Below are 25,182 nucleotides of genomic sequence, written 5' to 3' on the forward strand. Positions count from 1 at the left end.
GGGCTCATAACCCGAAGGTCGTCGGTTCAAATCCGGCTCCCGCAACCAATGCGACACTAGCTCAGCTGGTAGAGCGCAACCTTGCCAAGGTTGAGGTCACGAGTTCGAACCTCGTGTGTCGCTCCAATTTAAGTTGTCATCGTACTTGAACGGTGAAATACGGACGCGGGATGGAGCAGCCTGGTAGCTCGTCGGGCTCATAACCCGAAGGTCGTCGGTTCAAATCCGGCTCCCGCAACCAATGCGACACTAGCTCAGTTGGTAGAGCGCAACCTTGCCAAGGTTGAGGTCACGCCTAAACCTTGAAGATCGGGAACCTCGTGTGTCGCTCCAAATTTTAACTTTCGATACGTCGAAAGTGTGATATGCAAGGAACCTTACCAAGGTTGAGGTCACGCCTAAGCCTTGAAGATCGGGAACCTCGTGTGTCGCTCCAATCTCCTTAGAGGGTTTGGAATATGGTAATAGTTGTCATCGTACTTGAACGGTGAAATACGGACGCGGGATGGAGCAGCCTGGTAGCTCGTCGGGCTCATAACCCGAAGGTCGTCAGTTCAAATCTGGCTCCCGCAACCACATTTTAAAGCCCAGTCTTCGGACTGGGCTTCTTCGTATCTATCTAATTTTCATATTCTTCCTTTATCTCTTCCCAGCTAGCCTTTAACCTAAAGCAAAATTACCTAAATTTTACCGATTGGATAGGTAATGCATGCATGGAGGCGGCAAATGGCCAATCAGAATATATCTACCCTTGATCGCATTGATATTGATATCCTCAGGATCCTGCAATCCAACGGGCGATTGCCTGTGGTGGAACTAGCGAAAAGGGTCAACCTGACCACAACGCCTTGCTCAGAGCGCGTAAAGCGATTGGAGAGGGAAGGCTACATTTCCGGCTATCACGCTGATATATCACCGGAAAAACTGGGGCTGGATGTGGTGGTGTTTATCCATATGCGGCTTGACCAGACAAACCTGTCCATCTTCGACAAATTTGCGAAATCTGCCATGCTGATCCCTGAAATTGAGGAATGCTATTCACTGTCGGGCGACTTTGATGCCATGGTGAAAATCAGGGTAAAAAATATCAAGGCTTATCAGAAGTTTATGTCGACACGTATCATCCAGCTTCCAGGTGTAGTTCAGACTCGCAGCGAAATCGTGATAGCTGAGTACAAACGAAGCGCTGGGATAAACCCTGAGCTTATCGGCTAGTCTTTGCACTGATACGTTAAGACAAAGTAAAGGGTGATTTTTGTGCTTCATGGGTAAATTACCCAAATTTAGTTCTAATTGTAGTTATTCAGTATGCATAAAGTGAATATAAACTGCATATTCAGGTAACTTTCCCATCAGAGCGTATCTACAATAAACCTCATAACAACAATGTTAATAAAATGTTGAGGTGTTTAGATGGTCGCACCGATCAAGAAAGATACGATCCCTTCTCAGGTCACTGTTACTCATGTTGCAAACGCTGTGGTAATGGTGCCTCCTGTCGACTTTAAATTTAACGAGGAAACCAGTTCAGACAACGAATTTCAGAATGTGATTTCCCTGTCTGATGTAGAAATTCGCGAAAAAGCCCTAGCTGAATTCAATAACATGGTGGATGTGCTTCGGCAGCATGGCGTCGACGTCACCGTCATGAAGTATTCACAAAATGAAGGGGAAACACCGGATGCGGTTTTCCCGAATAACTGGTTTTCAACTACGCCGGCAGGCGATGTATTCCTATTTCCAATGGCGTGCGAAAACCGACGCCGGGAAGTCAGACCAAACCGTTTATCGCAAGCCCTGCGGGATGAAGGTTACCAGATCAAAGCAATCCGCGAGTTGGGAGACATCAGCTCACCCAGAGTGTTTTTAGAGAGCACTGGGGTGATGATCATGGATCACACCAACTCGACAATTTATGCAGCACTGTCCGTGCGTTGTGACCGCGATTTATTGCAAGAGTACGCAGATAAAGCCGGTTTCAAAGAATTGATCTATTTCGACACCAAGATGGCATCGGGATCACCGGTTTATCACACCAATGTGATGATGGCGGTGGGTGAGGGCTTTGCTGTTATCTGTGACGAGATCATTGAGGAATTTGAGCGTCGCCGGGTCATAAATAAGCTCAAGAAAACGAAAGAAGTTATCACGATAACGGAAGCGCAGATGGGGCAGTTTTGTGGCAATATCCTCCAATTACGTACTGATAAAGACGAACGTGTGATTGCGATGTCCTCGTCAGCCTACAACGCTTTTACTCCAGAACAAAAGCGGGTACTGCGCCGCCACGGAAAACTCATACCCTTGGACGTTTCAACCATCGAAACCATCGGTGGTGGCAGCGTGCGTTGCATGTTGGCGGAGAATTTCCTGCCAAGGTAAACGCATAGGAGCCGCTTCTACAGCGGCTTTTTTCTTTCCTGACAAAGGTCTGTCTTACAATATACCGCTCTCCCCAAGTTGCGAATTCGCCTATCCGTCTTATTCTTAAGAAAGAGGAATCTAACTAACAATAGAGCTGTAAGTGGGCTCTAACCCATGTATACGGGAGTGATGCTATGCCAGAGAGACGATACCGTCTTATAACGCGCAGTGATTTCGACGGTCTAGTGTGTGCGGTACTGCTAAAGCACATCGATTTGATTGATGAGATCAAATTTGTGCATCCAAAGGACATGCAGGACGGTCTTGTTGAGATCACCGAGTATGACATCACTACCAACCTGCCATACAACCCCAAAGCACACCTTTGTATCGACCACCATGCTTCAGAGTTGGTTCGCAATCAGGATCTGAATGCCAATCATATTATTGACCCCGCTGCACCATCTGCTGCCCGTGTGGTTTGGAAGCACTTTGGAGGGGAGAACACATTTCCCAGTAGCTGGGATGAGATGATGGCGGAGGTTGATAAAGGTGACTCCGCGCAATACAACCAGGATGAAGTCTTGCACCCCAAGGACTGGAGTCTGTTGAATTTCATCATGGACGCACGCACGGGCTTAGGGCGTTTTCGCGAATTTAAAATCTCGAATTACGACCTTATGATGGCTTTGATAGACCACTGCAGGGACATGTCTATTGATGAAATCATGCAGTTGCCGGATGTTAAGGAACGCGTTGATCTCTACTTTGCCCATCGCACCAAGTTTCAGGAGCAGGTTCGTCGCTGCGCATCAATATGCGGAAATCTGGTTGTTCTGGATTTACGACATGAAGACGTAATTTGGCCCGGAAACCGCTTTGAAATTTATGCACTCTTCCCGCAGTGCAATATTTCTATCCATGTACTTTGGGGATTAAAAAAACAAAACACCGTTTTTGCATGCGGCAAGTCTATCTTTGATCGCTCCTCCCAAACCAACATTGGCGAATTGATGTTGAAATATGGTGGGGGAGGGCATGCTAATGCGGGTACGTGTCAGGTTCCAAACGAAAACGCAGCAAGGGTTGAAGATGAGTTGATTGTCCAAATCAACAAAGACGGATAAACAAAGGAAAGAAGCCTGTCACCACGATTTGTAATAGGTAGTTTAGAGGTGAATGAAAAAGCACAACGCCGAAAAGACGTTGTGCTTTTCTTATTCAAGGTTAGCGTTCTTCGGCGAGAGTGCTAAGCGTTCAAAAGAGACGCCTCTCCAACCTGTCTTTATAAAGTTGCGGATGTTTTGGTGATCATTTCCTGCCGGATGCTTTAATACATCTTCGCGATAGAACTTGCCGAAACAGGCCAAGACTTCGCTCTCCGGTAATCCATGGAGTTTGCCAAAAGCCAGAATTTTGCACGAACCAGTATTCTGACCCGCTTTGTTGACCAAATCGCCATTAATAAAGTCAGACGCTGTAAACGTGTAAAAAGTGTCAATAACGGCGATGGTTTCCTCGAATTCAACCGCTTCGGGAGTGTTTGCGAGTTTCATTAGAAAAGTAGTGAGTTGCATATGAATCCTGACTGCTTATTTGTTGCACAATAACAGGTTACTGGGAGTGTGAACTGCGGCGTGAAACTGGAAATCCCTACCACTCATTTGTTCAATTAGGTGTTTTATCAGGTTGATACACTAATGTGAAGTTCTTGTTTGGGTATGTGTGCCTTTCGAAAACTTAATGGACGACTGTCTTCAAATTAAGTCACACTGGTCAAAGATGCGGCTTCTTACCGGTTTTGGTGAGTTATTGTGCGGTTCGGTTATTTCGCGGGCAAACGCACTGTTTTAGTAAAAAAAGTATTTACAGCGCTGTCGTCCCCCTATAATATTCGCCGCACCTACGGAGGGATGGCTGAGTGGTTGAAAGCACCGGTCTTGAAAACCGGCATACGTTAATAGCGTATCTAGGGTTCAAATCCCTATCCCTCCGCCACTTTTCATCGATGAGCTGCAAAGCTGGTTGATAAAAAATTGGAGCGGTAGTTCAGTTGGTTAGAATACCGGCCTGTCACGCCGGGGGTCGCGGGTTCGAGTCCCGTCCGCTCCGCCAACACAACGAAGCCCTGCAGGAAACTGCGGGGCTTTTTTGTATCTATCGGATTTGTATTAGGACTCTCACGAGCCTTGCGGCTTGAGTCCCGGTCGAGCGCGACCCCGGCCGTTCCGCCAACACAACGAAGCCCTCACTAGGCGTGCCCGCGAAAACAGCGGGGCTTTTTTGTATCCATCGGATTTGTATTAGAACTCTCACGAGCCTTGCGGCTTGAGTCCCGGTCGAGCGCGACCCCGGCCGTTCCGCCAACACAACGAAGCCCTAACTAGGCATGCCCGCGGAAACAGCGGGGCTTTTTTGTATTTGTTGGATTTCGCCGAAAACTGTCGAAAATACGCACTTCACTGATTTGTTGTCACCAAGACCACAAAATTTAACAAAAGTGATCCTTGTCACGTATCTAGGTGCTGCGTATACTTCCCGCCCGGTTAAAGCGCATGACTATCTGTGACGATAGCATGACTGACCAGCTTTCAATCGGCTGCAAAAATGGAAACTTGCCCCATGGAACCGGGCCCAGCGTAACTGTGAGCATTTACGGGCCTTGAAAATCGCCAACGGGTAAGAACAATTTTGCAACCTCTGCAATGTTGCCTGCTCCCCTGCGCGTTATTTTCTCCGCCCGCCAAAATCCAGATAAAAACGCAAGGTAACATAATGCAAATTCTTTTCAGCCTGGCCGGCATATTGGCCCTGTTGGTGTGCGCTTACGCGCTTTCCGAAAGTCGTCGAAACATTAACTGGCGTACGATTCTCGGCGCTTTTTCTTTGCAGGCAGGTTTTGCTGCACTGGTACTGTATTTCCCGCTGGGTCAATCGCTGCTGGGGTCGGTAAGCAACGGCGTTTCCGGCCTGCTGGCTTTTGCCGATGAAGGTATCGGATTCGTTTTTGGCGATCTGGCCAGTGGCAACTTCATTTTTGCAATTCGCGTTCTTCCCCTCATTATTTTCCTTTCTGCAATCATTTCTCTTCTGTATTACCTTGGCGTGATGCAAAAGCTGATCAAAGTGATCGGTGGTGGTATTCACCGTCTATTGGGTACATCCCAGGTTGAATCACTGGCAGCAACGAGCAACATTTTCCTCTCAATGAGCGAAGCATCACTGGTTGTCCGTCCGTTTCTGAGCAAGATGACACGCTCAGAACTGTTTGCCGTTATGGTAGGTGGTATGGCATCAGTGGCTGGCTCTGTGTTAGGTGGCTATGCCGCTCTGGGCGTAGAATTGAAATACCTGATTGCGGCAAGCTTCATGGCGGCACCGGGTGGTCTGTTGATGGCGAAAATGTTGGTGCCTGAGCGCGAACAGTCTGATATTTCGGGCAACATCGAGCTGGAAAAAAGCGGTGATGTGAACGCTATCGATGCGCTGGCAGCAGGTGCAATGAACGGTGTGAAAGTTGCGGTGGCTGTGGGTACCATGCTGATTGCATTCGTCAGCGTGATTGCCATGTTGAACGCGGGCTTTGAGGTTGTTGGTGGTTGGTTTGGTATTCAAAACCTGACGCTTCAAACTATCTTCGGTTATATGTTTGCGCCGTTGGCATTTGTTGCAGGCGTGCCTTGGAACGAAGCGCTGAGCGCGGGTTCGCTGATCGGCCAGAAGACCGTACTGAATGAGTTTGTAGCGTTCCTGGATTTCGTCAATGTCAAAGAGACGCTATCTGCTCACACTCAGATCATTGTAACGTTCGCTCTGTGTGGTTTTGCCAATATTGGCTCTATTGCTATCCAGCTGGGCTCGATTGGTACCATGGCGCCAGAGCGTCGTCAGGACGTGGCTAAACTGGGCTTCCGTGCGGTAGCAGCTGCAACGCTGGCGAACATGATGAGCGCAGCGTTGGCAGGACTTTTCATCGCGCTGTAATAGCGGTATGGCAACGAAAATAAAGATAAGCCCGCGTCAGTGCGGGCTTTGTTTTGTCTGCGCCATAGGCTCTGTGAGCGTAAGCTCCTCCGCAGATTCCAAAGGATGGAAATACGCGCAGTAGTGGAGGAGCTCGCCTTGTTCTGACATATGGGCGCTCATATGTACTTTTACCGGAATGACAGCACCTTCGCGATGGCGGAGATTCAAAACACCATCCCATTGTCGATGGCTAAGCAGGCTGAGCCAGATGCGTTTGTGAAACTGTTTGTCGTCAGGGTTATCAGTCAGCATTCGCGGTTTTTCACCACTGATATCTTCACTGCGGTAGCCGGTTAGTTCGCTAAATGCTGGGTTCGCTTGGGTGATATGCCCTTTACCATCGGCGATTAGGCTCGGTGGAGAATGCTCAAACGCATATTTGAACAGCTTTCGCTTTTCTTCATTTCTTTTCTGTTTTGAAATGTCCCGGATATAAGAGACAAAAATATGCCCGTCCCGGGTCTTTGCTGCTGAGATAGAAATCTCGACAGGAAATTCCCTGCCACTTCTTCTGATCGCGGTAAGCTCTAAACGTTGGTCAAGCACCGGCCCCTCGCCGGATTTTAAGAAGTGCTGCATGCCTGCAATATGCTGTGCCCGCATCTGTTCCGGAACAATGGTATCGGCCAAACGCCGACCCAGTACCTCATCCCGCTCCCAGCCGAATAACATCTCAGCCAGGGGACTGAATTCAATAATATTGTCCTGATCGTCTGCGACCACGATGGCATCGAGAGAAGCTTCGTAGATTGCATGGTTTCGCTCTTCAATCGCTTTGGACTCATGAACCGACAGTTGTTGGTCACGCAATGATGTCTGCAATTTGCTGTAGCTGTTATCCATCCGTTCGCGAAGTGCATTGACCATGTTGATTGTCTGTTCAATCTCATCATTAAAGAAGACCTTGAACTTGGAATGTTCACCGTTGGTACCCACTTCGTGAAGCTTTCTCAGCGGCCTGGTGATGGCCACTATCTGCAAATAAATAGTGACAATGGCCAGAATGCCGATCCCTATGGTGCCAAAAATAACGAAACGGCCGATAGGGGAGGCCATGTTGTCAGCGTAATGGTTGCGATAGCCAAGGGATACTGTACCAATGATTTCACCGTCTGCCTGGATGGACTCTGTGGCAACCGTAATTCCCTGTTCATTGCTATCGGGATTGCGATGATGTGCAACAACATTGTCATCGCCATGCATGATGGTGAGATAGGCGATGTCTTCGTGAGTCGTTAATCGAGATGAGAGCTCTCGGATTCTGCGGAAATTGTTGTCGATGAGAGGGGCTTCAGTCACCGCGACGACGATTTCGGCTAGCTCGTGAGCACGATAGGACATCTCATTCTCCCTAGCCTCGGCAAGATATTTAAAGGCAAGAGAAATGAAGGTGATGATCACGATTGTAAAAATCAGGGCAGTGAAAAAAACTGCCTTCATTCGAATATTCAAAATCTCTCCAGCGACAGGATTAAAACACTCACGTCTTAACTATAAGACACGCTGGCATATTTGCTTTAATCGCAAGAAATAAGATGCGATAGGGCATGAGGCGGCGCTTTGGTCGATGCATGAGGTGAAAACTGGATGGCATTGTTTGAATTTGCTGCGAAGTGATTAAATTAAGCGCAGTTAGATGATTTTGATGCATTTTCCCCTTTACAGTATTGTCGTCCCCCTATAATATTCGCCGCACCTACGGAGGGATGGCTGAGTGGTTGAAAGCACCGGTCTTGAAAACCGGCATACGTTAATAGCGTATCTAGGGTTCAAATCCCTATCCCTCCGCCACTTTTCATCGATGAGCTGCAAAGCTTGTTGATAAAAAATTGGAGCGGTAGTTCAGTTGGTTAGAATACCGGCCTGTCACGCCGGGGGTCGCGGGTTCGAGTCCCGTCCGCTCCGCCAACGATTTAAGCCTGATGCGAAAGCGTCAGGCTTTTTTCTTATACGCGCCCCAAAAAGTGCTGCGCACTTTGGTCGCGTCCGGAAGCCCGGCGCGTTGACTCCCGTCCGCTCCGCCAACACAACGAAGCCCTGCAGGCAACTGCGGGGCTTTTTTGTATCCATCGAATTTGTACTAAGACTCTCACGAGCCTAGCGGCTTGAGTCCCGGTCGAGCGCGACCCCGGCCGTTCCGCCAACACAACGAAGCCCTGCAGGCAACTGCGGGGCTTTTTTGTATATATCTGATTTGTATTGGGATTCTAACGAGCCTTGCAAATACTTACGCAATTGTCTGGACATATTCGCGGGGCGTTAAGCCGAAGATTTCTTTAAATCTTGCGGAGAACCTTGCCTCAGATTGATAACCACAAGCCAGAGCAACGTTGAGCTGACTGCGTGATTTTTGCATCAGTGACAGGGCATACACCATTCGCACATTGGTAAGCACCTGGCGGAAAGAGGTTTCTTCCGCAGCCAGTTTGCGCTTTAGTGTGGCGGGGCTCATGGAAAAATGACTGGCAACGGTTTCGATATGATGCGGGTCGCCGGGGTTTACACTCAGGTAACTGGCAAGACGTTCGCGTACAGAGGTTTCTGCGCCGGGAAACAGCAAGTGCAGGGCATTGTGTTTCTTGAGTTCGGCATAAAAAGCCATCAGCAAGTGGTGCTGGGCGTCAGTCGACATTGATTGTCGTGGCATACTGAACAGAGTGTTGAAACAGAATGCCAGTTCTGGAGTCACTGCAACCCTTGGTTCAACACTGACATCATGGCTTGGCTGCGACTCCAGCCATTCTGAAGGAGGCGGTGCCAGCAAAGTCAGCATTCTTGAATGGAATGCTGTCTGTGCTGGTTCGTTGACAAAGGTCAGTGAGTGGCTGGCTGGAATGACCAGCCAGTCGTCAGAAGCATACTCGCGCGTACTGTCATGCCACCACAATTGCTTTTGGCCATGGTTGACCCAGATGATGGTTGGTGCATACAGCAATACATTGCGAAGTGGCTGTTTTGTCACTCCGCGAAATTCGCTGGTTTGCACCAGGGCGCGCGTCATAGGCTCTCCTTACTCACTCACATAGGTCGCGGTCAGTGTGGTTTTATCCAGCGCATTGGCATTTAGCATGTAGCCAATCAACGCGTTGGAAGGGTTTTCTGGCAGTTCCAGCTTTTCTGTTGGCAATGCCCAAACCGTGAACTGGTAACGGTGCATACCATGCTCTTGTGGAGGACATGCGCCGCCGTAGCCGAATGAACCATAGTCATTTTTCATTTCGCGGCCAGCTTTCAGTTTACCGGAAGCACCTCGTTCCAGACTGGTTTGTGTAGCAGGAAGATCCAAAGCTACCCAGTGCCACCATCCACTGCCTGTAGGGGCGTCGGGGTCAAAAGCGGTAATTGCAAAGCTTTTTGTGCCTTCAGGTGCATCGCTCCAGCTAAGTTGAGGTGACATGTCTGCACCATCACATCCAAAACCCTGATAAGCGAAAGTCTCGGGCATACGTGAACCTTCTTGAATGTCTGAGCTGGTCAGAGTCATCGCTTGGCTGCCCATTGATACAACCGCGAGAAGCGGGATTAAACCGGTAAATTTCATTTTAACTCTCCTCTTGATTTGTTGAGAGCTAGATTACCGATGATTGCCGTTAATTTTATTACATTAAAGCTCATAATTGGTTTTTTAGCGCCATATTTGAGCTTTATAGTCGTGTTGGTGGTGTTGGTTGTTTTTATATCCATTGCATTTGGTGATGGTTACCTTGATTTGATTACGATTTCTAAATTGATATAGATAAGTTTTTCAGTGTTATTAACACTTTTATTCTTTGGTGGGTGTAGTCGTTCGCAAAAAGGAAAAATTGACGTTATAAATTTGATGCAACTGTATGATTATTTGGCTGATTTATGTTCAGTGTTCGTCTGGCATGGACGCTACTATTCAGTTGGAGAATAAAAATATGGTAATGCAAAGGACACTATTGGCTTCATTGATCGCTGCATCCCTCGCTGCTTGTGGTGGAGATTCAGGAACCACTTCTGGCGGTGGAATTACAAATCCTGAACCGACACTAAATACCTTGAGCGGTAAGGCAGCAGATGGGTATCTTCAGGAGGCACTCGTTTGCTTGGACATCAACAAAAACAAAATGTGTGATGACAATGAGCCATCTGCTACGACAGATGCCAATGGTGCATTCACTTTAGAAGCTACCCAGGCGCAAATCGATGCCTCACCTCTTCTTGTTCAAGTTATTGCAGGGCAAACAACGGACTCCGACAATCCTGGTGTAGCTATATCCAAAGGATACAAACTGACAGCTCCTGCGGCTTCGGACTTTGTAAGTCCAATCACGACACTGATTCAAAACGAAATAGAAAAAGGATCTACCGTTGAAGAGTCTGTAGAGTACGTTAAGACACAACTTGGAACCGAGCTGGATATTACGGCTGACTATATAGAAGGTAAGAACACGGATGCTGAAAAAGCTGAATTTGAAAAACTACATAAAGTTGCTCAGGTTACGGCACGTGTTATTGCTACAAAGTTCGATGAGCTGAAAGATCAGGCTACGAACAATGGTGTTTCAGAGTCTGACTTGATCAATGTAATCAATGAAGAGGTCAGCAAGGTTGTTTCAGAAATCGTTAGCGACGTTAATGGTGTAACTGGTGACTTTGATCCTGATGAAGTTGCCAGTACCGCCAAAGATAAAGTAGACCTTTCCGATAATGATCTTGAAGACAAGGTCAATGCAAACAATGCAGATCGAAACAAAGTCACGGCCAGTTTGAATACCTTGATTACTGAAACAGGTTTGTTGTGGTTCGGTGGCTCCAAAAATGGGGATGGTATCCCATCTTTGGAATATGGAAAGATCTTTGCTGATAACGATGGAACTGTCGTTGAAGAGGAATATCAAGCGCGTAGTGACCTAAGCGGTTTCGATGTTGTTGAAAAGCAACCTAATATTCTTCTTATGTTGACAGCTAAAGGTTGGGTATCTGCCGATGATACAATCGTTGGCGTCGAAACGGCAGAAAATGGTACAGAGACACTGGTCATGAAATCTGCAGAGTTGTCTTTCACGGCAAAAACTCAAAAGGTTGATGTATCCGGTCTTCGTATCGCGGACATTATGGACAAAACGGCGGATGCTAATATTTGGTCAAGTGTGCTGGATAATTCAGCCACTTTCCCAGAAGGTACTTTTGCCTACAAGCTCAAAACCACCCCGTTAGTTCGCGATTATTTTACCCTCTACCCAGGCGATTGGTGTGATGATGCCTATGAGTCTGACCGTGGTGGTATGTGTAATTCAGTCGCCCTCGAAAATGGTGTGAGCCAAGGGGTTCCGGCAGAAACATTGGCGCAAATCATCAAAGAATCCGCAGATGGTCTGGTAGCTGGATCTGTCACCGTTGGTGGAACCAATGAAGGAGGGCTGATTGCCGAGATCGTTGCTGATGGTACGGTGAAGTTCTTTGCCTGGGATTGGGTAAATCCTGTTTCTGATCCTATTGGTTCGGGCACATGGAAAGAACTCACCGAGCACGGGAAAACGATTATCGAAGTCAGTGCGCCAAGTGATGTTGCACAACAAAGCACCTGGAGCCTCTTTGATAGCGTGACTGGCAAAGCATATCTGACAGAAGTTGACGGTTTCGTCCGTTTAGTCGCGCCAGCTGAAGCTCACGCTGAGGAAGAGTATGTATTTGAAGCATCCACTTTGCCCGTCATTCTGGATAGCTTCAATTATCCTTTGACGCTCGGTGAATGTTTGGCGAGTTTGCCAGACGCAGGTTATGTCAAGAAGGTAGGGGACAAACTTGAGTATGTTGCTCAGCAAGATGTGATCTGGAACGATGACGGTAAGGTTAGCTATGTAGAGTCAATTGAATATAAGGGTAATACTTTCTCATGGTTGTCTAAATACCAAACTATTCAAAATCTGCCAAGCTGGGTTGCTAACAGCCAGAACAGTCTTAATAAAGATTTGTTCAGCAGATTCTCTGCTGATGGAGAGACGTTGGTCGCTCGGGAAGAGAGTTTCTACTCTGACAATGTGTTTTATGGATTCCAAAATTGGGTGCCAGAAGATCCGGAAAGTCTGTTTGGTCGCGTAATCACACCAATAAGTGCATCGGTTGAGAATGGTAGCCTTCACCTCAATCAACCCGTCACACATCAACAAGAGCGAGTCTCACTTGCAGAGCTAGATTTTGGACTCTCCTTCGGGACGCCATATGACGGTCTAGCGATTGAACAATTCAGCTATGATCAGGAGTATTTGGGTAAAGTTTCAGTGACAGTGCCTGCAGGAACTTTTGATGCGTGTGTTGTCACTGAGTCAAATTTTGTTGCCCAAACAGCTGCCCCCAATGCTATCTATACCTATTGGCAAACCAACGTTGGTACGATTAAACGAAGTGTTTACGATCCAATGTGGGTAACCACCTATGACCGTGAGGCAACCAAATTGCCAGCGGTTAACTAAGGTCTAAGTAAACAAATAACCCGTCAAAGCGCTCTCCGGAGCGCTTTTCTTTTTTGTGTTTTCTAAGAGCTATCACAACCACCCCTTCTTCTGAAAATACACCAGTGGCGCGACGCCGGAGACAATCATCAGGATGATGGCGAAGGCGAAACCGTACTCCCAATCCAATTCGGGCATATTGTGGAAGTTCATGCCGTAGATACTGGCGATAACTGTTGGGGGCAGAAAGACCACGGCGGCGATGGAAAAGATTTTGATGATCTGGTTTTGTTCGATGTTGATAAAGCCGTGGGTGGAGCCCATCAGGAAGTTGATTTTGTCGAACAGGAACGTGGTATGGGACATCAGAGCGTCGATGTCGCGCCCGATTTCGTGCAGGGTTTCACGATGGTCATTGCGGCTTTGCAGGTGGCGTAGCATGAAGGAAATCGCGCGTTGGTTATCCATCAAACACAGGCGTACTTTACCGTTGCTGTCTTCCAGTTTCGCCAGCTGTTCGATGCTCTCTTCCAAATCAGAATCATCATCTTCCAGCACGGCATGGCTGACTTTTTCAAGCTCCCGGTGCAGGTCTTCCAAGGTATCGGCATGGTTTTCCACTTTCTGCTCAACCAAGGTTACCAGTAAGGTTTCTACATCTTTACATTTTACCTGTCGGCGCCGGGCACGAAGGCGCATCAGACGGAAGTCAGGCACCTCGCTGTCACGAATGGTAATAAGCCGCTCGCTTTGCAAAATACAGGCGACAGTCATGGTCACATGACGGCCCTCGCTTTTCGACAGGAACAGTGAGTGAACGTGGAGACCGCTTTTGTCGATAAAGTATCGCGCGGAAGTTTCGATTTCTTCCACATCATCAGATTCTGGTAAGTCTATCCGGAGCAGGGAACTGAGCAGTTCACGTTCCGTGTCAGTGGGTTCCTGCGCATCAATCCATTTGGCTTTGCTGACAAGTTCGTGAAGATTCGCGCCTTCGTCGACAGGAATTTCGATAATGAGGCCGTTTTCGATATTGAATAAGCGCAACATAATGCCCCCTAAGAAGAAAATGAGGTTACTTAAGTCTGTGCCCAGAACGTGTTGAGTTTCAAGGTGAAAGCGAAGAGGAAGTGGTTCCGTCACAAGGAAAAGACACAAGACCGCCTGCCTTTATAAGGTAGTGCAGGCGGCAGGATTCGTCTCAGTTCGGTTGAGTTTGTTTTGTGGCGCTCAGGATAAACCCGCTAATGGTCATGGAAATTGTGGAGCAGCGCCAGCTATACCCAGAGTGCGTCGAAATCCTGTTCGTCGTCAGCCAGCGTTTTAACGGGCTCAGAAGTAGAGGTTTCTGAGTCATATTCAAAATAATGCGAAGCACCGAGTAGCCGGTACTGGCTAAGTTCCCCATTACTCGATACTTGTCCGGCAACCCAAGAGAGTTTGAGGGTGTGAAGGACTTGCACCAAAGGCATCAGGTGCTGGCGGTTTTCCCTCTTTTCCAACGAGAGTGAGAGCTTTACGCAATCTGGCCGGTGTTTTTGAATAAACTCCAATTGTTCGCAGGGGACGGCAATATCAAACCACAACGCGGCGGTGTGGCTTCGGATGCGTGCTAATAGTGAAATTAAAGGTGGATGCGCTTTCTCGCGGACATTCACTTTCAGCAATGGGACGAGATAGCGAAACGCGCGCTTGTCCAACGCCAGCATCTGCTGCAGTGCTTCATGGCCTTGGCGCCAAAGCAGGGCGTTGGCATCAATAGGTACCACGATTTTGTCCGGCTGATTCTGGGTAGGGCTGTCCAGTTGGATGCGGGCTTGGTGCTGCGCCATGAAGAGGCTGTAGAGCGCGAGTGAGAAACGCATCCCTTCGGAAAAATTGAAATCCCGCTCACTGTATTGACCCTGGTTGCCAAAACGCAGCGCAGCATGTTGATAAACGGGCTCTGCGGTTTTTACATCACGGATAGCTTGATAGACATGATCAATATGTTTTTGCTTAAAAACATCGAGGATCAGTCTGTCATCGCCTGTTGTAGCGTGTTGCTCCAATAAGACTGAGAGTTTTTTGAGCATTAATTGATGGGCATTGAGATTTGCCAAGGGTCTCTTCTCGTTAACTCGCCTAAGTTACAGAATTGTCATTGTATGAAAAATAGTTGTGTTCTTGTGTGAAGGGTCAGGCATAACCCGAGATTGATAGAAATATTTTTATGGGCTGCCTCGAGGTTTAGGTGGCTAAATCAAATTTTGCGCACAATGATCTTATCCGGATTTCAGCATTGCGGCTAAGTAACTAAAAATTAAATATTTTCAAACAAAACAATAAAAGAAGGGAAACTGTGCATTGCGCCTAAAATAATGTGCATTACGCAGTAATTTCTAGCGTTATCTTTTAAAGTGATTCCAATGTCAGTATCAAGAAGTTGCCGTCATGAAGTCAGTTCGCGTTGTCTATATCCTCTCTGAAGATGCACAGAAAGCCGGGTTACTGGTGAATCTGTTGGCGATGATCTTTCCCCATTTTCAGTTCATCCATAGCTATTCCATTTTATCTCTCCGTTCTCTTTCTAATGAAATTGTTGTTCTCGACCGGTCAACCTTGGACAGCCAAATACTCAAATACCTGAAGCCCAATGAAATGGGAGGAGATTGGCTGATTGTGAATGGTCTTTCAGATGACGAATCAAACGTTCTGGGACTTATTTCCCTGGGGTTTAGCGGGCTGATCTCAGCTTCTGACACCTTGGAATGTCTACCCAAAGCACTGCGAAGCATTGAATCAGGTCAGTTGTGGTTTAGCCGTGAAGTCATGTCTCAGGCTTTGCGTCAATTGGTTCATGTGGGCGGCATTTCTGATCAGTCGGTGAATGTGGTTTGTGCAAAATATGGATTATCCAGACGTGAACACGAAGTGCTCTTCTATTTGCTTAAGGGGAATAGCAATAAATCCATCGCCACTATTTTAAGTGTCAGTTTAAGTACAGTGAAAACCCATGTTTCAAATATTCTGGTTAAAACCGAAAGGCAAAATCGAAATCAATTAAGTTCGCTGTTGCTTGATGAAATCGCCGCGTAATTGCGAGTTGCTTCTATATTCAGTTTGAATCGGCCAATTCTGGCCTGGTCAGTATTCATTTGATGGCCATAAGTTTGATTCTCCCGCTCTGAAATCGCGCTAATTTGTTTCCGTCAAATTAAGCAGTTTCTACATGGAGTGAGGAATAATGAAAGCATCTTTGGTTGGCTTGTTAATTGCGACTGCATTCTCAGCAGGTGTGAGTGCGGATTGGTCTTCCGAGCCGCGCGAAAGTGATGGTCAAACACAATTTTACGTTGATGTAACCGGTGAAGTGCCGCTGCGTTGCCGCATGTATACCGAACAAAATCTGTCGGTTGAGTTGGGTCTTGAATATCACGATGGTGAGAAAGAATTTAAATTTGGCGCTTGGTGTAACAACGATTCTGCGAGCGGTGAACTGGTAGTAGGTGCGGCGCCATTTATCAACCAGAACAACAATACTGATGTCATCCCTCTGATCGTTAAATTCAACGAAGAAGAAGGCCGAATTGATGCAGAGAACAATGCTGGCTCTGACACCAACTATCACGCAATTGCAACGAAAAGCGTGAAAATCAGTAATGACACCCGTGGTCTGAACCAAATCCAAAATACCCTGACGATTGATGCCGAGACCAATGGTTGGGAAAAAGCGGGTGAGTACAAAACGTCAATGTACGTTTCTCTGTACCCGCTATAAGCAATACCCAATTTGTAAGTTATATGGGGTCTTTTTAGACCCCTTTTGGAGTTTATATGCGTGTATTTGTCGTTTTTTTGCAGGCATTACTGTTTGTCTCTCCTTTAGCCAGCGCTTTTGAACTGTATCCAATGGTTTCCTTTTTCTCTGAAAAAGGCGCTGAGAGTGAACGCTTTTTCCAAGTGAACAATACAACGGGCAACCCGTTACCTATTGAAATCACTGTGAAGAAACGTGCTGTATCCGGCTTGGATTCAGAACAGCTTTCCGATTCCGACGACTTTTTTATATTCCCGCCACAAGCCTTGATCCCACCGGGTGAAACCCAACTGGTTAAGGTGAAATATATCGGTGAGGCGGTACCTGCTTCTCCGTCATACCGAGTTATATTCAGCCAACTCCCGATCAAAGATGATTCCAACAAAAGCAGCGTGAATATGCTGTTTGAAATTGGTTCATTGGTATTTGTTTCACCCGACAAAGTTGAGCAGTCATTGTCTGTGGCTGTTGAAAATAGCGAGGATAAAACCAACGCCATCGTACTGGAAAATATCGGTAACGGTGTTGTGGTGCTCCCCCAACTGGCGTATTCCGTGAAAACCAGCGATAAGAGCTATAAATGGGGATGGGAAGACGTAAAAGAGGGCGTAACCAAACAGTATCTGGCGCCAGGCCAAACCGAGCGAATTGATGTCAGCAGTTTGCTTTCTGCAAAAGACAAGAATGTCTCGGTAGAGGTTAAGGGGTACTGGTGAGAAGTCTGGCGTCGGCATGCGGCGCTTTTGCATTCTTTCTGCCGTTTCTTGCTCAGGCAATGACGATATCGCTGCCACTGACGTTGAATGGGCGGCAACTTGGCAACGTGCCAGTGTCGCTTTCCGGGATGGATGTAGAGGCGGTGTCGCTTGAATCCTTAAAGCCCGTCATAGGCAGCAGGGTGTCCGACCATGTTTGGCAGGCGGTGGCCAAGGCGGACAGCGATTTGGTCTCACTGACCGCATTAGCGGAACAGGGGGTGGAGATAAGCTTTGATCCTGCGTCTTTGTCGTTAAATGCCAGTATTCAAGATAGTGCCCAGGGCAAGACCAACGTTAATTTCGGTGGAGGCTATCGGCCTTTTACTCCTTCCGAGAGCGGCACATTCAGCTGGCTCAACAACTTCAATTTATCCCACGATGAAAGCTGGCAGCAGGATGATGCCTCCCGCAGTACTTCCCTGGACTGGCTTACTCAGATAAACCTTGGTGGTGCTGTCGGTCTGAACCTGACTGCCGCCAATTACTTTGGTGTTAGCAACGAAGAAGGAAAATTTCGTCGCGGTGAAATCACAGCCTTTATGGACTGGCCGAATCTTCCTCTCAGGGCTTATGCGGGCGATGTCCAAATGGAAACGTCAGGCCATATGTCGACGGGTAGTCTAGGCGGCATTTCCCTTGGTTCGGCATATAAAACCTTGCAGCCACAGCGTGAAATAGGCCCTGAGAACCAGCAGGAACTGATTCTTCAGGAAGCTGCGGACTTACAGATTGTGGTCAACGATCAGGTTATTTTCAGCGGGTGGCAGGAAGCCGGACGCTTCAACTTGATGAACTTGCCCATGGCCAACGGCGCCAACGACATTGTCGTTCATATCTCTTACCTTTCCGGCAAAAAGGAAACCCGGGTATTCAGCCAGTTCTACAACAGCAACCTTCTGAAAGAAGGGCTGATCAACTATGCGTTTTCAGCTGGTGTACCGTCGACATTCAGTACAGATGGGGTGGAGTACCAAAACGGTTGGGTGGCAGGAGGCTTTGTAGAATATGGCCTTAGCGCAGCAGTAACCGTCGGAATGAATGGCAACATTGCCCAGCATGGCCAGTTACTGGGGGCGTTAGCGACAGTCGGCACGGAATGGGGCAATCTGTCAGCCCGAGCGTCCGTCAGCAGAAGCAAAGATGACGTTGTAGGCAATAAAATATCCCTTAACTATGAGAGCGAAATTATTGGATCCGGCGAGAGTGCCTCTCCCAATCTTCGGCTCAGTGCCGAATATGCCGATGACTTTTTGTCTGCGCTCTGGCAGGACGACCAAGTTGCTACCTCTTACGCCCGCTATCTCGCTAACTACCGTTGGACAATCAATGATAGATGGAGCCTGACGCTAACAGGTTCCTATTACGAAGATGGCTATGATGCAGAACAGACCAGCTTTACATCGCTGGTCAATTGGCGTCATGGCAACCTGACGTTGGGCGGAGGGGTTAACTATTATGAAAACGACGAACTGGCAGAGCCAGATACCCAGTATTTTCTGACCCTTGGCTGGCGCTGGGCGCACCGCGACCACGGTTACAATGTCAGCGGAAGCTATAACAGCCAGAATAACCGCGCCCGAGTTGATTTGGGTAAAAGTGGCATTGAACGTGTCGGCAGCGTTGGTTATCGCGTTCAAGCTGAATATGACAACGATCAAGATAGTGAAAGTGCCCAGCTGAGCTACACCGCAAACCGGGCAAGGGTGGAAGCGGAAGTATCCCGCACCAATATCAATGCAGACCCTTCAGGCGCGAGTTACTCCGCTATCCTGCGTGGCAATACCTCCATCGGATTTGTTGACGGGAAACTGGGTTGGGGAAGGGCTACGAGTGGACCATTCTTGATTGCCAACCTGCATCCAACCCTGTCTGGTAGCAGCGCAAGATTAGGGACAGACCAAAATGACGGATACCGTGCAGCGGCGACCAACATTGGCGGCCTGATGCCTCTGGAGTTTGCCTACGCAGAGCGGAATGTCGATATCAATATTCCGGATGCGCCCCTTGGCTATAACTGGGGCGAAAGCCGTCTGTCGTTCACGCCGGGAGCGGCGACGGGACATGCTATTACCCTGGGCTCGGACAATGCCTATACGGTCAAGGGCATACTGGTTGATAGCCTGGGCAATCCGCTTTCTTACCTGCGGGGCAATCTGATCAATGCCGAATACGCATTGCCTTTTTTCACCAACAAGCAGGGTCGCTTCTTCGTTCAGGAGGCGGCCCCCGGTACTTATCGCGTAGAAATAAATGATGAACGCTATCAGACCGGCCAAATCGAAATCCCGCGGGAACAATCCAGTTTAATCGATGTTGGTATCCACCAGATTGCGTGTGAGGAGACAAGCTGTAAATGAAAACGACTAAGTCGATAGCGATGTGTTTGGTTACGTTTTTGCTTTCTTCTGCAAGCTATGCAGAGAACGTGGTTTCAACCGAGCCGGAGTGCGCCGGTGGCTGGAAGTTGGGGTTTGATTTCGATACACCTTCACCCCACACAAAAAATAAGTTTGGCAGTTGGGTGTATGGCTACATCCAGCTGGATCGTTACCTGGCTGGCTGTGTGGATCACGTTGTTCTTTCCCAACCGGATGGTGGGGAAAAGACGCTGATCGGTCACTCTGGGCGTTATGCGTATGAACTTTATGACAACGCCCAAAACAAATTGCCCGAGGGTCATAATGAATCCAGCATTGTCCGAGTCAACGGCGCACAAAAAACCGAACTTTGGATGTTTATCCCTAATGGCCAGCAACTTAGCACGGGGAAATACGTTTATTCACTTACTGCTTCACTGGCAGGGCGACAGCTGGAAATGCCCAAGCAGCAGACGTTTGCGTTTGTGTATCCAGTTAAGCCTTATGTAGAAGTAAGTCTTGATGGCAACCGTAACCAGTGGGTAAGTGCAACCGACAACTATGTGCAGGTAAACCTTGGCGATTTGACGCGGAAAAACCGCCGTGATCTGGCAGTCAACATCCGCAGCAATGGCTTTGTCTCTATGTCCGTACTTTCAACCAATGGCGGCTATTTGGTTAACCAGCAAAACTCTGACACCAAAGTGCCTTACGAAATGCGGTTCAACAACCGGCCGTTAGCGCTAGACAGCGAAACGTCGATAGCCATTGGTCAAGGTGTTACCGCCGGGACAAACGCCACACTGTCATTCCAAAATGACCCAGCGCCGTTTGCCCGAGCCGGGAAATATCATGATTTCGTAACAGTGAGTTTATTTGCGCAATGAGGGAGAGGGTAAACCCTTAGGTCAACCTTCTTTTAATCTCCATAAATCTGACATATTTCCGTCATCAATCTAAACGATGATGCCGCCATCTTCTTGATAAGGATACGGTTATGAAAAAATCTATTGTGCTTGCAGGTCTGCTGATGGGTGTTTCTTCAGTGGTGGCGGCGACTAACTTTGAGCAAATTGACACTTACACTATCAAAGCCAGCCAAGACTACCTTTCAGGGATTCCTGCTAAGAACGCAAACGGCACAGTAAACGCGATTATTGAAATCCCAACCGGTACCAACGAAAAATGGGAAGTGAGTAAGCGCGACAGCTCGGTGATCAACTGGGAATTCAAGAATGGCCAGCCGCGTATTGTGCACTACATGGGCTATCCGGGTAACTATGGCGCAATTCCAAGCACAGCGTTGCCAAAGGAACTCGGTGGCGATGGTGACCCGCTGGATGTGATTGTGCTGGGCTCAGCGATGGAGCGTGGCAGCGTGGCACCAGTTCGCGTGATTGGAGGCCTGAAAATGCTGGATGGCGGAGAGCAGGATGACAAGCTGATTGCTGTGCCTGTGGTTGAGCAATCACCATTTAAGGACATTGATTCGGTCGAGGATCTTCAAAAGCAGTACCCTGGCGTGGTCGAGATTGTGAAGATCTGGTTTGCCAACTACAAAGGCCCTAAAGGCGAGATGGAGATTCAGGGTGTCATGTCTGGTCAAGAAGCTAACAAAGTACTCGAGCAAGCCATCAGCCAGTTTAAAGGATAAACCGCGTCTTACCCCGATGGTGTTTTACCCATGCCCAGCCTATGTGCTGGGCTTTCTTGTTTTGGTGGTTATAAACCCTGTATTTATAAGGTGTATTGGGCGGCGTATAGTTAAGTTTGGAAGTATCAGATTGTTCTTATTGAGAAATGTCTAAAATTAGACTTAACTGAAAACACACCTGTCTTACTTTTGAGAGGTGAAGGGAGCAATCTTTCCATTCATGGCTAACCGGCGGCCTATTTTTGATGAAATTATTGAGTGATATCAGTGCGAGCAGAGTCAGTACGCGCGTTAAAGGGCTGTTTTTCCTACTTTCCGCCGTCGCTCTGTTTCTATTATCCCGAGTTGAATTTCTTCACTTTCATGTATTTATAGAGCTTTGGGCTGTCGGAATTGCTATTCGCATTGTCTCGGCCAACTCATCCCAGAAATCAATGAACACCATGACCCACCTTTCGCTGGTGGCAAGCCTGTATCTCTGGGTGAGCCTTTTCGACTTTGCACATGTGATCACTTACAAAGGCATGCCGTTTACAGAAGGGTTGGGGCCCAATCCGCCCACCCAGTTTTGGATTGCAGGGCGTCTTTTGGAAAGTGCAGGGCTGGCTTTGCTGTTTTTATTTAGCCCAGCAAGGCGTTATCGCCCGTGGGTAACAAAAATACTGGCTTTTTTTGCCGTAGTTCTGCTGGTCTCTATCTATCCGATAGGGGGCTTTCCGGACTCCTTCATTGAGGGCAGCGGCCTCACCGCGTTTAAAATTAACGCAGAGTATGTAGTGATTGCGCTGATGGGGGTGGCGCTTATTGGGCTTTACCTGAACCGGGAGCATTTCACAGCGAGGCAGAGAGGCTACTATATCGGTGCATTTGTTTTTACCGCCATCGCAGAGCTTTGTTTCACCCAGTATGTTTCGGTTTATGGCGCATCGAACGCCATTGGGCATTTCTTCCGGCTGGCATCCTATTATTGCCTGCTGTTGGGATACACCTGCAACAATGGAAAAGATGTCCGCAGCTTTATCAGCACCATTAACCCGTACGCTCTCTATGTCGCACTTTCAGTGTCGCTAATCGTCATGGCGATGGGATATTCGCTTCGCCTTTATGAAGAAGAGCAAAACGCGCAGCAACACAGGGTACTTCATCAAACGGTCGTGGAAGACATCGTCAACCTCATTGGCCTGACTTCCCAGAAACATCAACTGTTGTTGAGAAGTCTCGAGGCGTTTGCTGTTTCGAACCCAGCTTTGGATGAGCAACGTTTCCAGCAATTCAGCAAAGTCATGCTTTCAGAAAACCCCGAGGTATTGGGCATGCATCTGATGGAGCCGGAAAATTCGGTGTATTCGCTTAACGTCTCTGACGGAATGGAAATTATCCATGATGAGCTGCATGATGCCTTTCACCGGCAAATGGTGGCCGGAGACATAGACGTGATGATTGATGGCCCGAAAGAGTTTGTGCCCGGCTCTCTGGGGCTAATGTTGATCAAGCAAGTGAAAATGCCGTCAACAGACTCAACGCCAATACCTTGGGGATCGGCCATGATTTTTGTTGATATGGACAGCCTGATCTCCAACCCGCTTATCTCATCATTTACCAAAAATTTCCGCATTGCGGCCCGTTTTATAGATATCGACGGCCAACCGCTTAAACCTTTCGTAGGCACTGTTGAACTGTTTGATGCGAAAGAGGAAAGCTCCCAGATCATTACAACGGTAGGAAACCGCAAACTGGAAGTCACAGTCATGCACATGCCACTGGCGCATGGCGCCCATGCAACAGTGATACTTTCGCCTTGGTATTGGCCGATGTTACTGGTTTTCTCTGTGTTTTCCGGGGTTACGCTATACCGTCTCGTCAATCAGCACTTGGTTATTAAGCTGACCCGGCGGGAGATGAACCTTCAACAACAACGCGCTTCCAGCGATGACTTGACGGGCTTGCATAACCGCCGCTGTTTTATTGATTTAGGCCAAAAGTCCTTACAACTGGCGGATCGTGACGGAAAAACCATCGTACTGTTATTTATGGATCTTGATGGTTTTAAACAAGTTAACGACCAGTATGGTCATTCTGCGGGGGATGCCGTGTTGTGCGAAGTGTCCAAGCGGATCACAAGGTGTGTTCGCAGCTCAGATATCGTTGCCCGTTACGGGGGTGATGAATTCTTAGTGCTTTTACAAGGCGCAAATACTTCCGATAACCGCAGTGCCCAAGCTATCCTGAACGCCATTTCCGAGCCGTTTTCATTTGGACACCAGCACATCACTGTAGGAGTGAGTATTGGTATCGCCTGCTATCCCTATGATGCGGATAACCTGACAGACCTTATTCTGGCGGGTGATGAGGCCATGTATGAGGCTAAAAACCAGGGGCGTAATTGCTTTATCACCTACGAATCCTGCTTAGCAAAAAAACATAGGGGCTCGGCGTAGCGTCTGTTTTCACTTCATCTACTTTTCAACATGGGTAATCACCTCGACAATTAACGTGGATTTTACCTGCGATTTACCTGGCACTTACATTGAGTGTGACTTTCCATTTTAGTGACCTGTCTTTAACCGAACATCAACGCTGCATTTCCCTTTTTGTCTGAATCGGATAGACCCGAACGGTGATACACAAACCTTTGGCAGGGAGCGGCTCAATGTTTCCGTAGTAAGTAGTTGTAGGTTGGAGACAAGAATATGATCACAAAACCCCTTTCCCTGGCTACCTTGATTGGCGCAGCGCTCCTTGTGGGGTGTGGTGGCGATGGTGGTGGCTCTCCTTCTCCGTCTGGCTCCGCATCCCTCACCCTTGGTGTATCTGACGCGCCAGTCGATGACGCGAACAAAGTGGTTATCGCTTTCGAAGATGTTGTGCTGATCCCCTTGGGGGATGACAGCGACAGTGATGACGATAGCGACGACGACAATGATGATGACAACTCAAGTTCAGGTTCACCCATTCTCCTGAATGTCAGTCAAAACGGAGAGTTGCGTCAGGTCGACCTGCTGAAATATCAAGGCACCTCTTACGACACTATCATCAGCAGCCAAACACTTTCGCCGGGCAAATACGCCATGTGTGTCTATGTCAAAGACGGTACCCAGCTGAACGATGACTCGCTTTCCTACGTGGAGAAAAAAGACGGGTCACTGAAAGGGCTGGTGGTACCGAGTAAAGGCAGTTGCTTTGGCTACAAGCCATCTACCACTGACCAGGGAAGACTGAAGTTTTCCGGCAAAGGCGAGAACCTGGAAATTTCGACAGGGAACAACCGGTTTGTGCTGGAGTTTGACCTGCGTAAAGGCCTGGCAGACCCACAAGGTCAAGACTATATGCTGATGAACTCCAACGCCGTTACATTGGTGAATCTCTCTGAGTCTGGTGAAATTGAAGGGGATGTGTCTGTTCAGCAATATCAAGCCTGTGAATCAGACAGTCTGGGCGGGCCATTTTCCCATGCCGTCTATCTCTATCCGGGAGATATCGGACAATCGCAGATGGGAGATATGGGAGCGACAGATCCTACACTGGTTGAGCCAATCGCTATCGCAGATGTGTCATCTTCAGAGGATGATTCAGGTGATACCGAATACGACTATGAATTCGGGTTTATCGGCCCCGGCACATACAGCCTCGGTTACACCTGCACAGCCTACGTGGATAAATCGGATTCTGCGCAAACGGACACCGATGGATTCGAGATATTTGCAGCCTATGGTCCGGTCGTCGTGACAGCTGGCCAATCGACTGAACTCGATATTGTGCCTGTCCAGTAAAGTTCGCGATATGAATGAGCAAGCCGACCTCGGGG

At 48.1% G+C, this 25,182-nt stretch carries 19 protein-coding genes and 8 tRNA genes; 21 read left to right on the forward strand and 6 right to left on the reverse strand.

The window, feature by feature from the left end; all coding sequences use genetic code 11:
• The first annotated feature begins 50 nt into the window (after positions 1-50).
• From KU854_RS14610 to KU854_RS14640, 7 genes are all read left to right on the forward strand, one after another.
• Positions 51-126: transfer RNA gene (locus KU854_RS14610), tRNA-Gly, on the forward strand.
• Between the two features lie 38 nt (positions 127-164).
• Positions 165-241 (forward strand) — tRNA-Met (locus tag KU854_RS14615).
• A 2-nt stretch (positions 242-243) separates the two neighbouring features.
• Positions 244-333, forward strand: a tRNA-Gly gene (locus KU854_RS14620).
• Between the two features lie 166 nt (positions 334-499).
• Positions 500-576 (forward strand) — tRNA-Met (locus tag KU854_RS14625).
• Positions 577-726: 150 nt separating this feature from the next.
• Positions 727-1,215 (forward strand): Lrp/AsnC family transcriptional regulator, encoded by a 489-nt coding sequence (locus KU854_RS14630; protein WP_054778911.1) that lies wholly within the window; start codon positions 727-729, stop codon positions 1,213-1,215.
• Positions 1,216-1,413: 198 nt separating this feature from the next.
• Positions 1,414-2,382, forward strand: coding sequence for a citrulline utilization hydrolase CtlX (gene ctlX / locus KU854_RS14635; RefSeq protein ID WP_218359214.1), 969 nt, complete (start codon positions 1,414-1,416; stop codon positions 2,380-2,382).
• Positions 2,383-2,558: 176 nt separating this feature from the next.
• Positions 2,559-3,491, forward strand: a complete 933-nt coding sequence (locus tag KU854_RS14640) for an exopolyphosphatase (RefSeq protein WP_218359215.1) — start codon at positions 2,559-2,561, stop codon at positions 3,489-3,491.
• A gap of 90 nt (positions 3,492-3,581) precedes the next feature.
• Here the strand turns inward: KU854_RS14640 and KU854_RS14645 are convergent, their stop codons facing one another.
• Positions 3,582-3,941 carry a HopJ type III effector protein gene (locus tag KU854_RS14645; protein WP_218359216.1) on the reverse strand — a complete coding sequence of 120 codons (360 nt, stop codon included), beginning with the start codon at positions 3,939-3,941 and terminating at the stop codon, positions 3,582-3,584.
• 330 nt (positions 3,942-4,271) lie between these two features.
• Between KU854_RS14645 and KU854_RS14650 the strand changes: the two genes are divergently transcribed.
• The 3 genes from KU854_RS14650 (at position 4,272) to KU854_RS14660 (ending at position 6,348) form a co-directional block, all read left to right on the forward strand.
• Positions 4,272-4,362, forward strand: a tRNA-Ser gene (locus KU854_RS14650).
• A 40-nt stretch (positions 4,363-4,402) separates the two neighbouring features.
• Positions 4,403-4,479, forward strand: a tRNA-Asp gene (locus tag KU854_RS14655).
• 660 nt (positions 4,480-5,139) lie between these two features.
• Positions 5,140-6,348, forward strand: coding sequence for a NupC/NupG family nucleoside CNT transporter (locus KU854_RS14660; protein WP_054778914.1), 1,209 nt, complete (start codon positions 5,140-5,142; stop codon positions 6,346-6,348).
• A 36-nt stretch (positions 6,349-6,384) separates the two neighbouring features.
• On the opposite strand, the gene KU854_RS14665 is transcribed toward KU854_RS14660, so the two are convergent.
• Entirely contained in the window at positions 6,385-7,842 is a 1,458-nt protein-coding gene (locus KU854_RS14665; RefSeq protein ID WP_218359217.1) for a PAS domain-containing protein, read from the reverse strand.
• A 248-nt stretch (positions 7,843-8,090) separates the two neighbouring features.
• Between KU854_RS14665 and KU854_RS14670 the strand changes: the two genes are divergently transcribed.
• Together KU854_RS14670 and KU854_RS14675 are read left to right on the forward strand one after the other, a co-directional pair.
• Positions 8,091-8,181 (forward strand) — tRNA-Ser (locus KU854_RS14670).
• Positions 8,182-8,221: 40 nt separating this feature from the next.
• A tRNA-Asp gene (locus tag KU854_RS14675) sits at positions 8,222-8,298 on the forward strand.
• Between the two features lie 319 nt (positions 8,299-8,617).
• Here the strand turns inward: KU854_RS14675 and KU854_RS14680 are convergent.
• Positions 8,618-9,391 carry a helix-turn-helix transcriptional regulator gene (locus tag KU854_RS14680; RefSeq protein WP_218359218.1) on the reverse strand — a complete coding sequence of 258 codons (774 nt, stop codon included), beginning with the start codon at positions 9,389-9,391 and terminating at the stop codon, positions 8,618-8,620.
• A 9-nt stretch (positions 9,392-9,400) separates the two neighbouring features.
• Entirely contained in the window at positions 9,401-9,931 is a 531-nt protein-coding gene (locus tag KU854_RS14685) for a YbhB/YbcL family Raf kinase inhibitor-like protein (RefSeq protein WP_218359219.1), read from the reverse strand.
• A gap of 289 nt (positions 9,932-10,220) precedes the next feature.
• On the opposite strand from KU854_RS14685, the gene KU854_RS14690 reads away from it, so the two are divergent.
• Positions 10,221-12,830, forward strand: coding sequence for a hypothetical protein (locus tag KU854_RS14690; RefSeq protein ID WP_218359220.1), 2,610 nt, complete (start codon positions 10,221-10,223; stop codon positions 12,828-12,830).
• 72 nt (positions 12,831-12,902) lie between these two features.
• On the opposite strand, the gene corA is transcribed toward KU854_RS14690, so the two are convergent.
• Together corA and KU854_RS14700 are read right to left on the reverse strand one after the other, a co-directional pair.
• Positions 12,903-13,859, reverse strand: coding sequence for a magnesium/cobalt transporter CorA (corA, locus tag KU854_RS14695; RefSeq protein ID WP_054778920.1), 957 nt, complete (start codon positions 13,857-13,859; stop codon positions 12,903-12,905).
• A gap of 227 nt (positions 13,860-14,086) precedes the next feature.
• The gene (locus KU854_RS14700) at positions 14,087-14,911 is read right to left on the reverse strand and encodes a diguanylate phosphodiesterase (RefSeq protein ID WP_255555573.1); all 825 of its coding nucleotides are present in this window, start codon (positions 14,909-14,911) and stop codon (positions 14,087-14,089) included.
• Between the two features lie 331 nt (positions 14,912-15,242).
• On the opposite strand from KU854_RS14700, the gene KU854_RS14705 reads away from it, so the two are divergent.
• The 8 genes from KU854_RS14705 to KU854_RS14740 all read left to right on the forward strand — a co-directional run bounded on the left by KU854_RS14705 (position 15,243) and on the right by KU854_RS14740 (position 25,147).
• A complete protein-coding gene (locus KU854_RS14705) occupies positions 15,243-15,887 on the forward strand; it encodes a helix-turn-helix transcriptional regulator (protein ID WP_218359221.1) in 645 nt (214 codons plus the stop codon).
• A 148-nt stretch (positions 15,888-16,035) separates the two neighbouring features.
• On the forward strand, positions 16,036-16,569 hold the full coding sequence (locus tag KU854_RS14710; RefSeq protein ID WP_218359222.1) for a hypothetical protein: 534 nt from the start codon (positions 16,036-16,038) through the stop codon (positions 16,567-16,569).
• Positions 16,570-16,625: 56 nt separating this feature from the next.
• Entirely contained in the window at positions 16,626-17,324 is a 699-nt protein-coding gene (locus KU854_RS14715) for a fimbrial biogenesis chaperone (protein WP_218359223.1), read from the forward strand.
• Positions 17,321-19,723 carry a fimbria/pilus outer membrane usher protein gene (locus tag KU854_RS14720; RefSeq protein WP_218359224.1) on the forward strand — a complete coding sequence of 801 codons (2,403 nt, stop codon included), beginning with the start codon at positions 17,321-17,323 and terminating at the stop codon, positions 19,721-19,723. The genes KU854_RS14715 and KU854_RS14720 overlap by 4 nt, the downstream gene beginning before the upstream one ends.
• On the forward strand, positions 19,720-20,610 hold the full coding sequence (locus KU854_RS14725; RefSeq protein WP_218359225.1) for a hypothetical protein: 891 nt from the start codon (positions 19,720-19,722) through the stop codon (positions 20,608-20,610). The genes KU854_RS14720 and KU854_RS14725 overlap by 4 nt, the downstream gene beginning before the upstream one ends.
• 110 nt (positions 20,611-20,720) lie before the next feature.
• Positions 20,721-21,377 carry an inorganic diphosphatase gene (locus KU854_RS14730; protein WP_218359226.1) on the forward strand — a complete coding sequence of 219 codons (657 nt, stop codon included), beginning with the start codon at positions 20,721-20,723 and terminating at the stop codon, positions 21,375-21,377.
• A gap of 245 nt (positions 21,378-21,622) precedes the next feature.
• Positions 21,623-23,815, forward strand: a complete 2,193-nt coding sequence (locus KU854_RS14735; protein WP_218359227.1) for an MASE3 domain-containing protein — start codon at positions 21,623-21,625, stop codon at positions 23,813-23,815.
• 252 nt (positions 23,816-24,067) lie between these two features.
• A complete protein-coding gene (locus KU854_RS14740; RefSeq protein WP_218359228.1) occupies positions 24,068-25,147 on the forward strand; it encodes a DUF4382 domain-containing protein in 1,080 nt (359 codons plus the stop codon).
• The last annotated feature ends 35 nt before the right edge of the window (positions 25,148-25,182 follow it).

The organism is Enterovibrio paralichthyis, assembly GCF_019209835.1.
Lineage (GTDB): Bacteria > Pseudomonadota > Gammaproteobacteria > Enterobacterales > Vibrionaceae > Enterovibrio > Enterovibrio paralichthyis.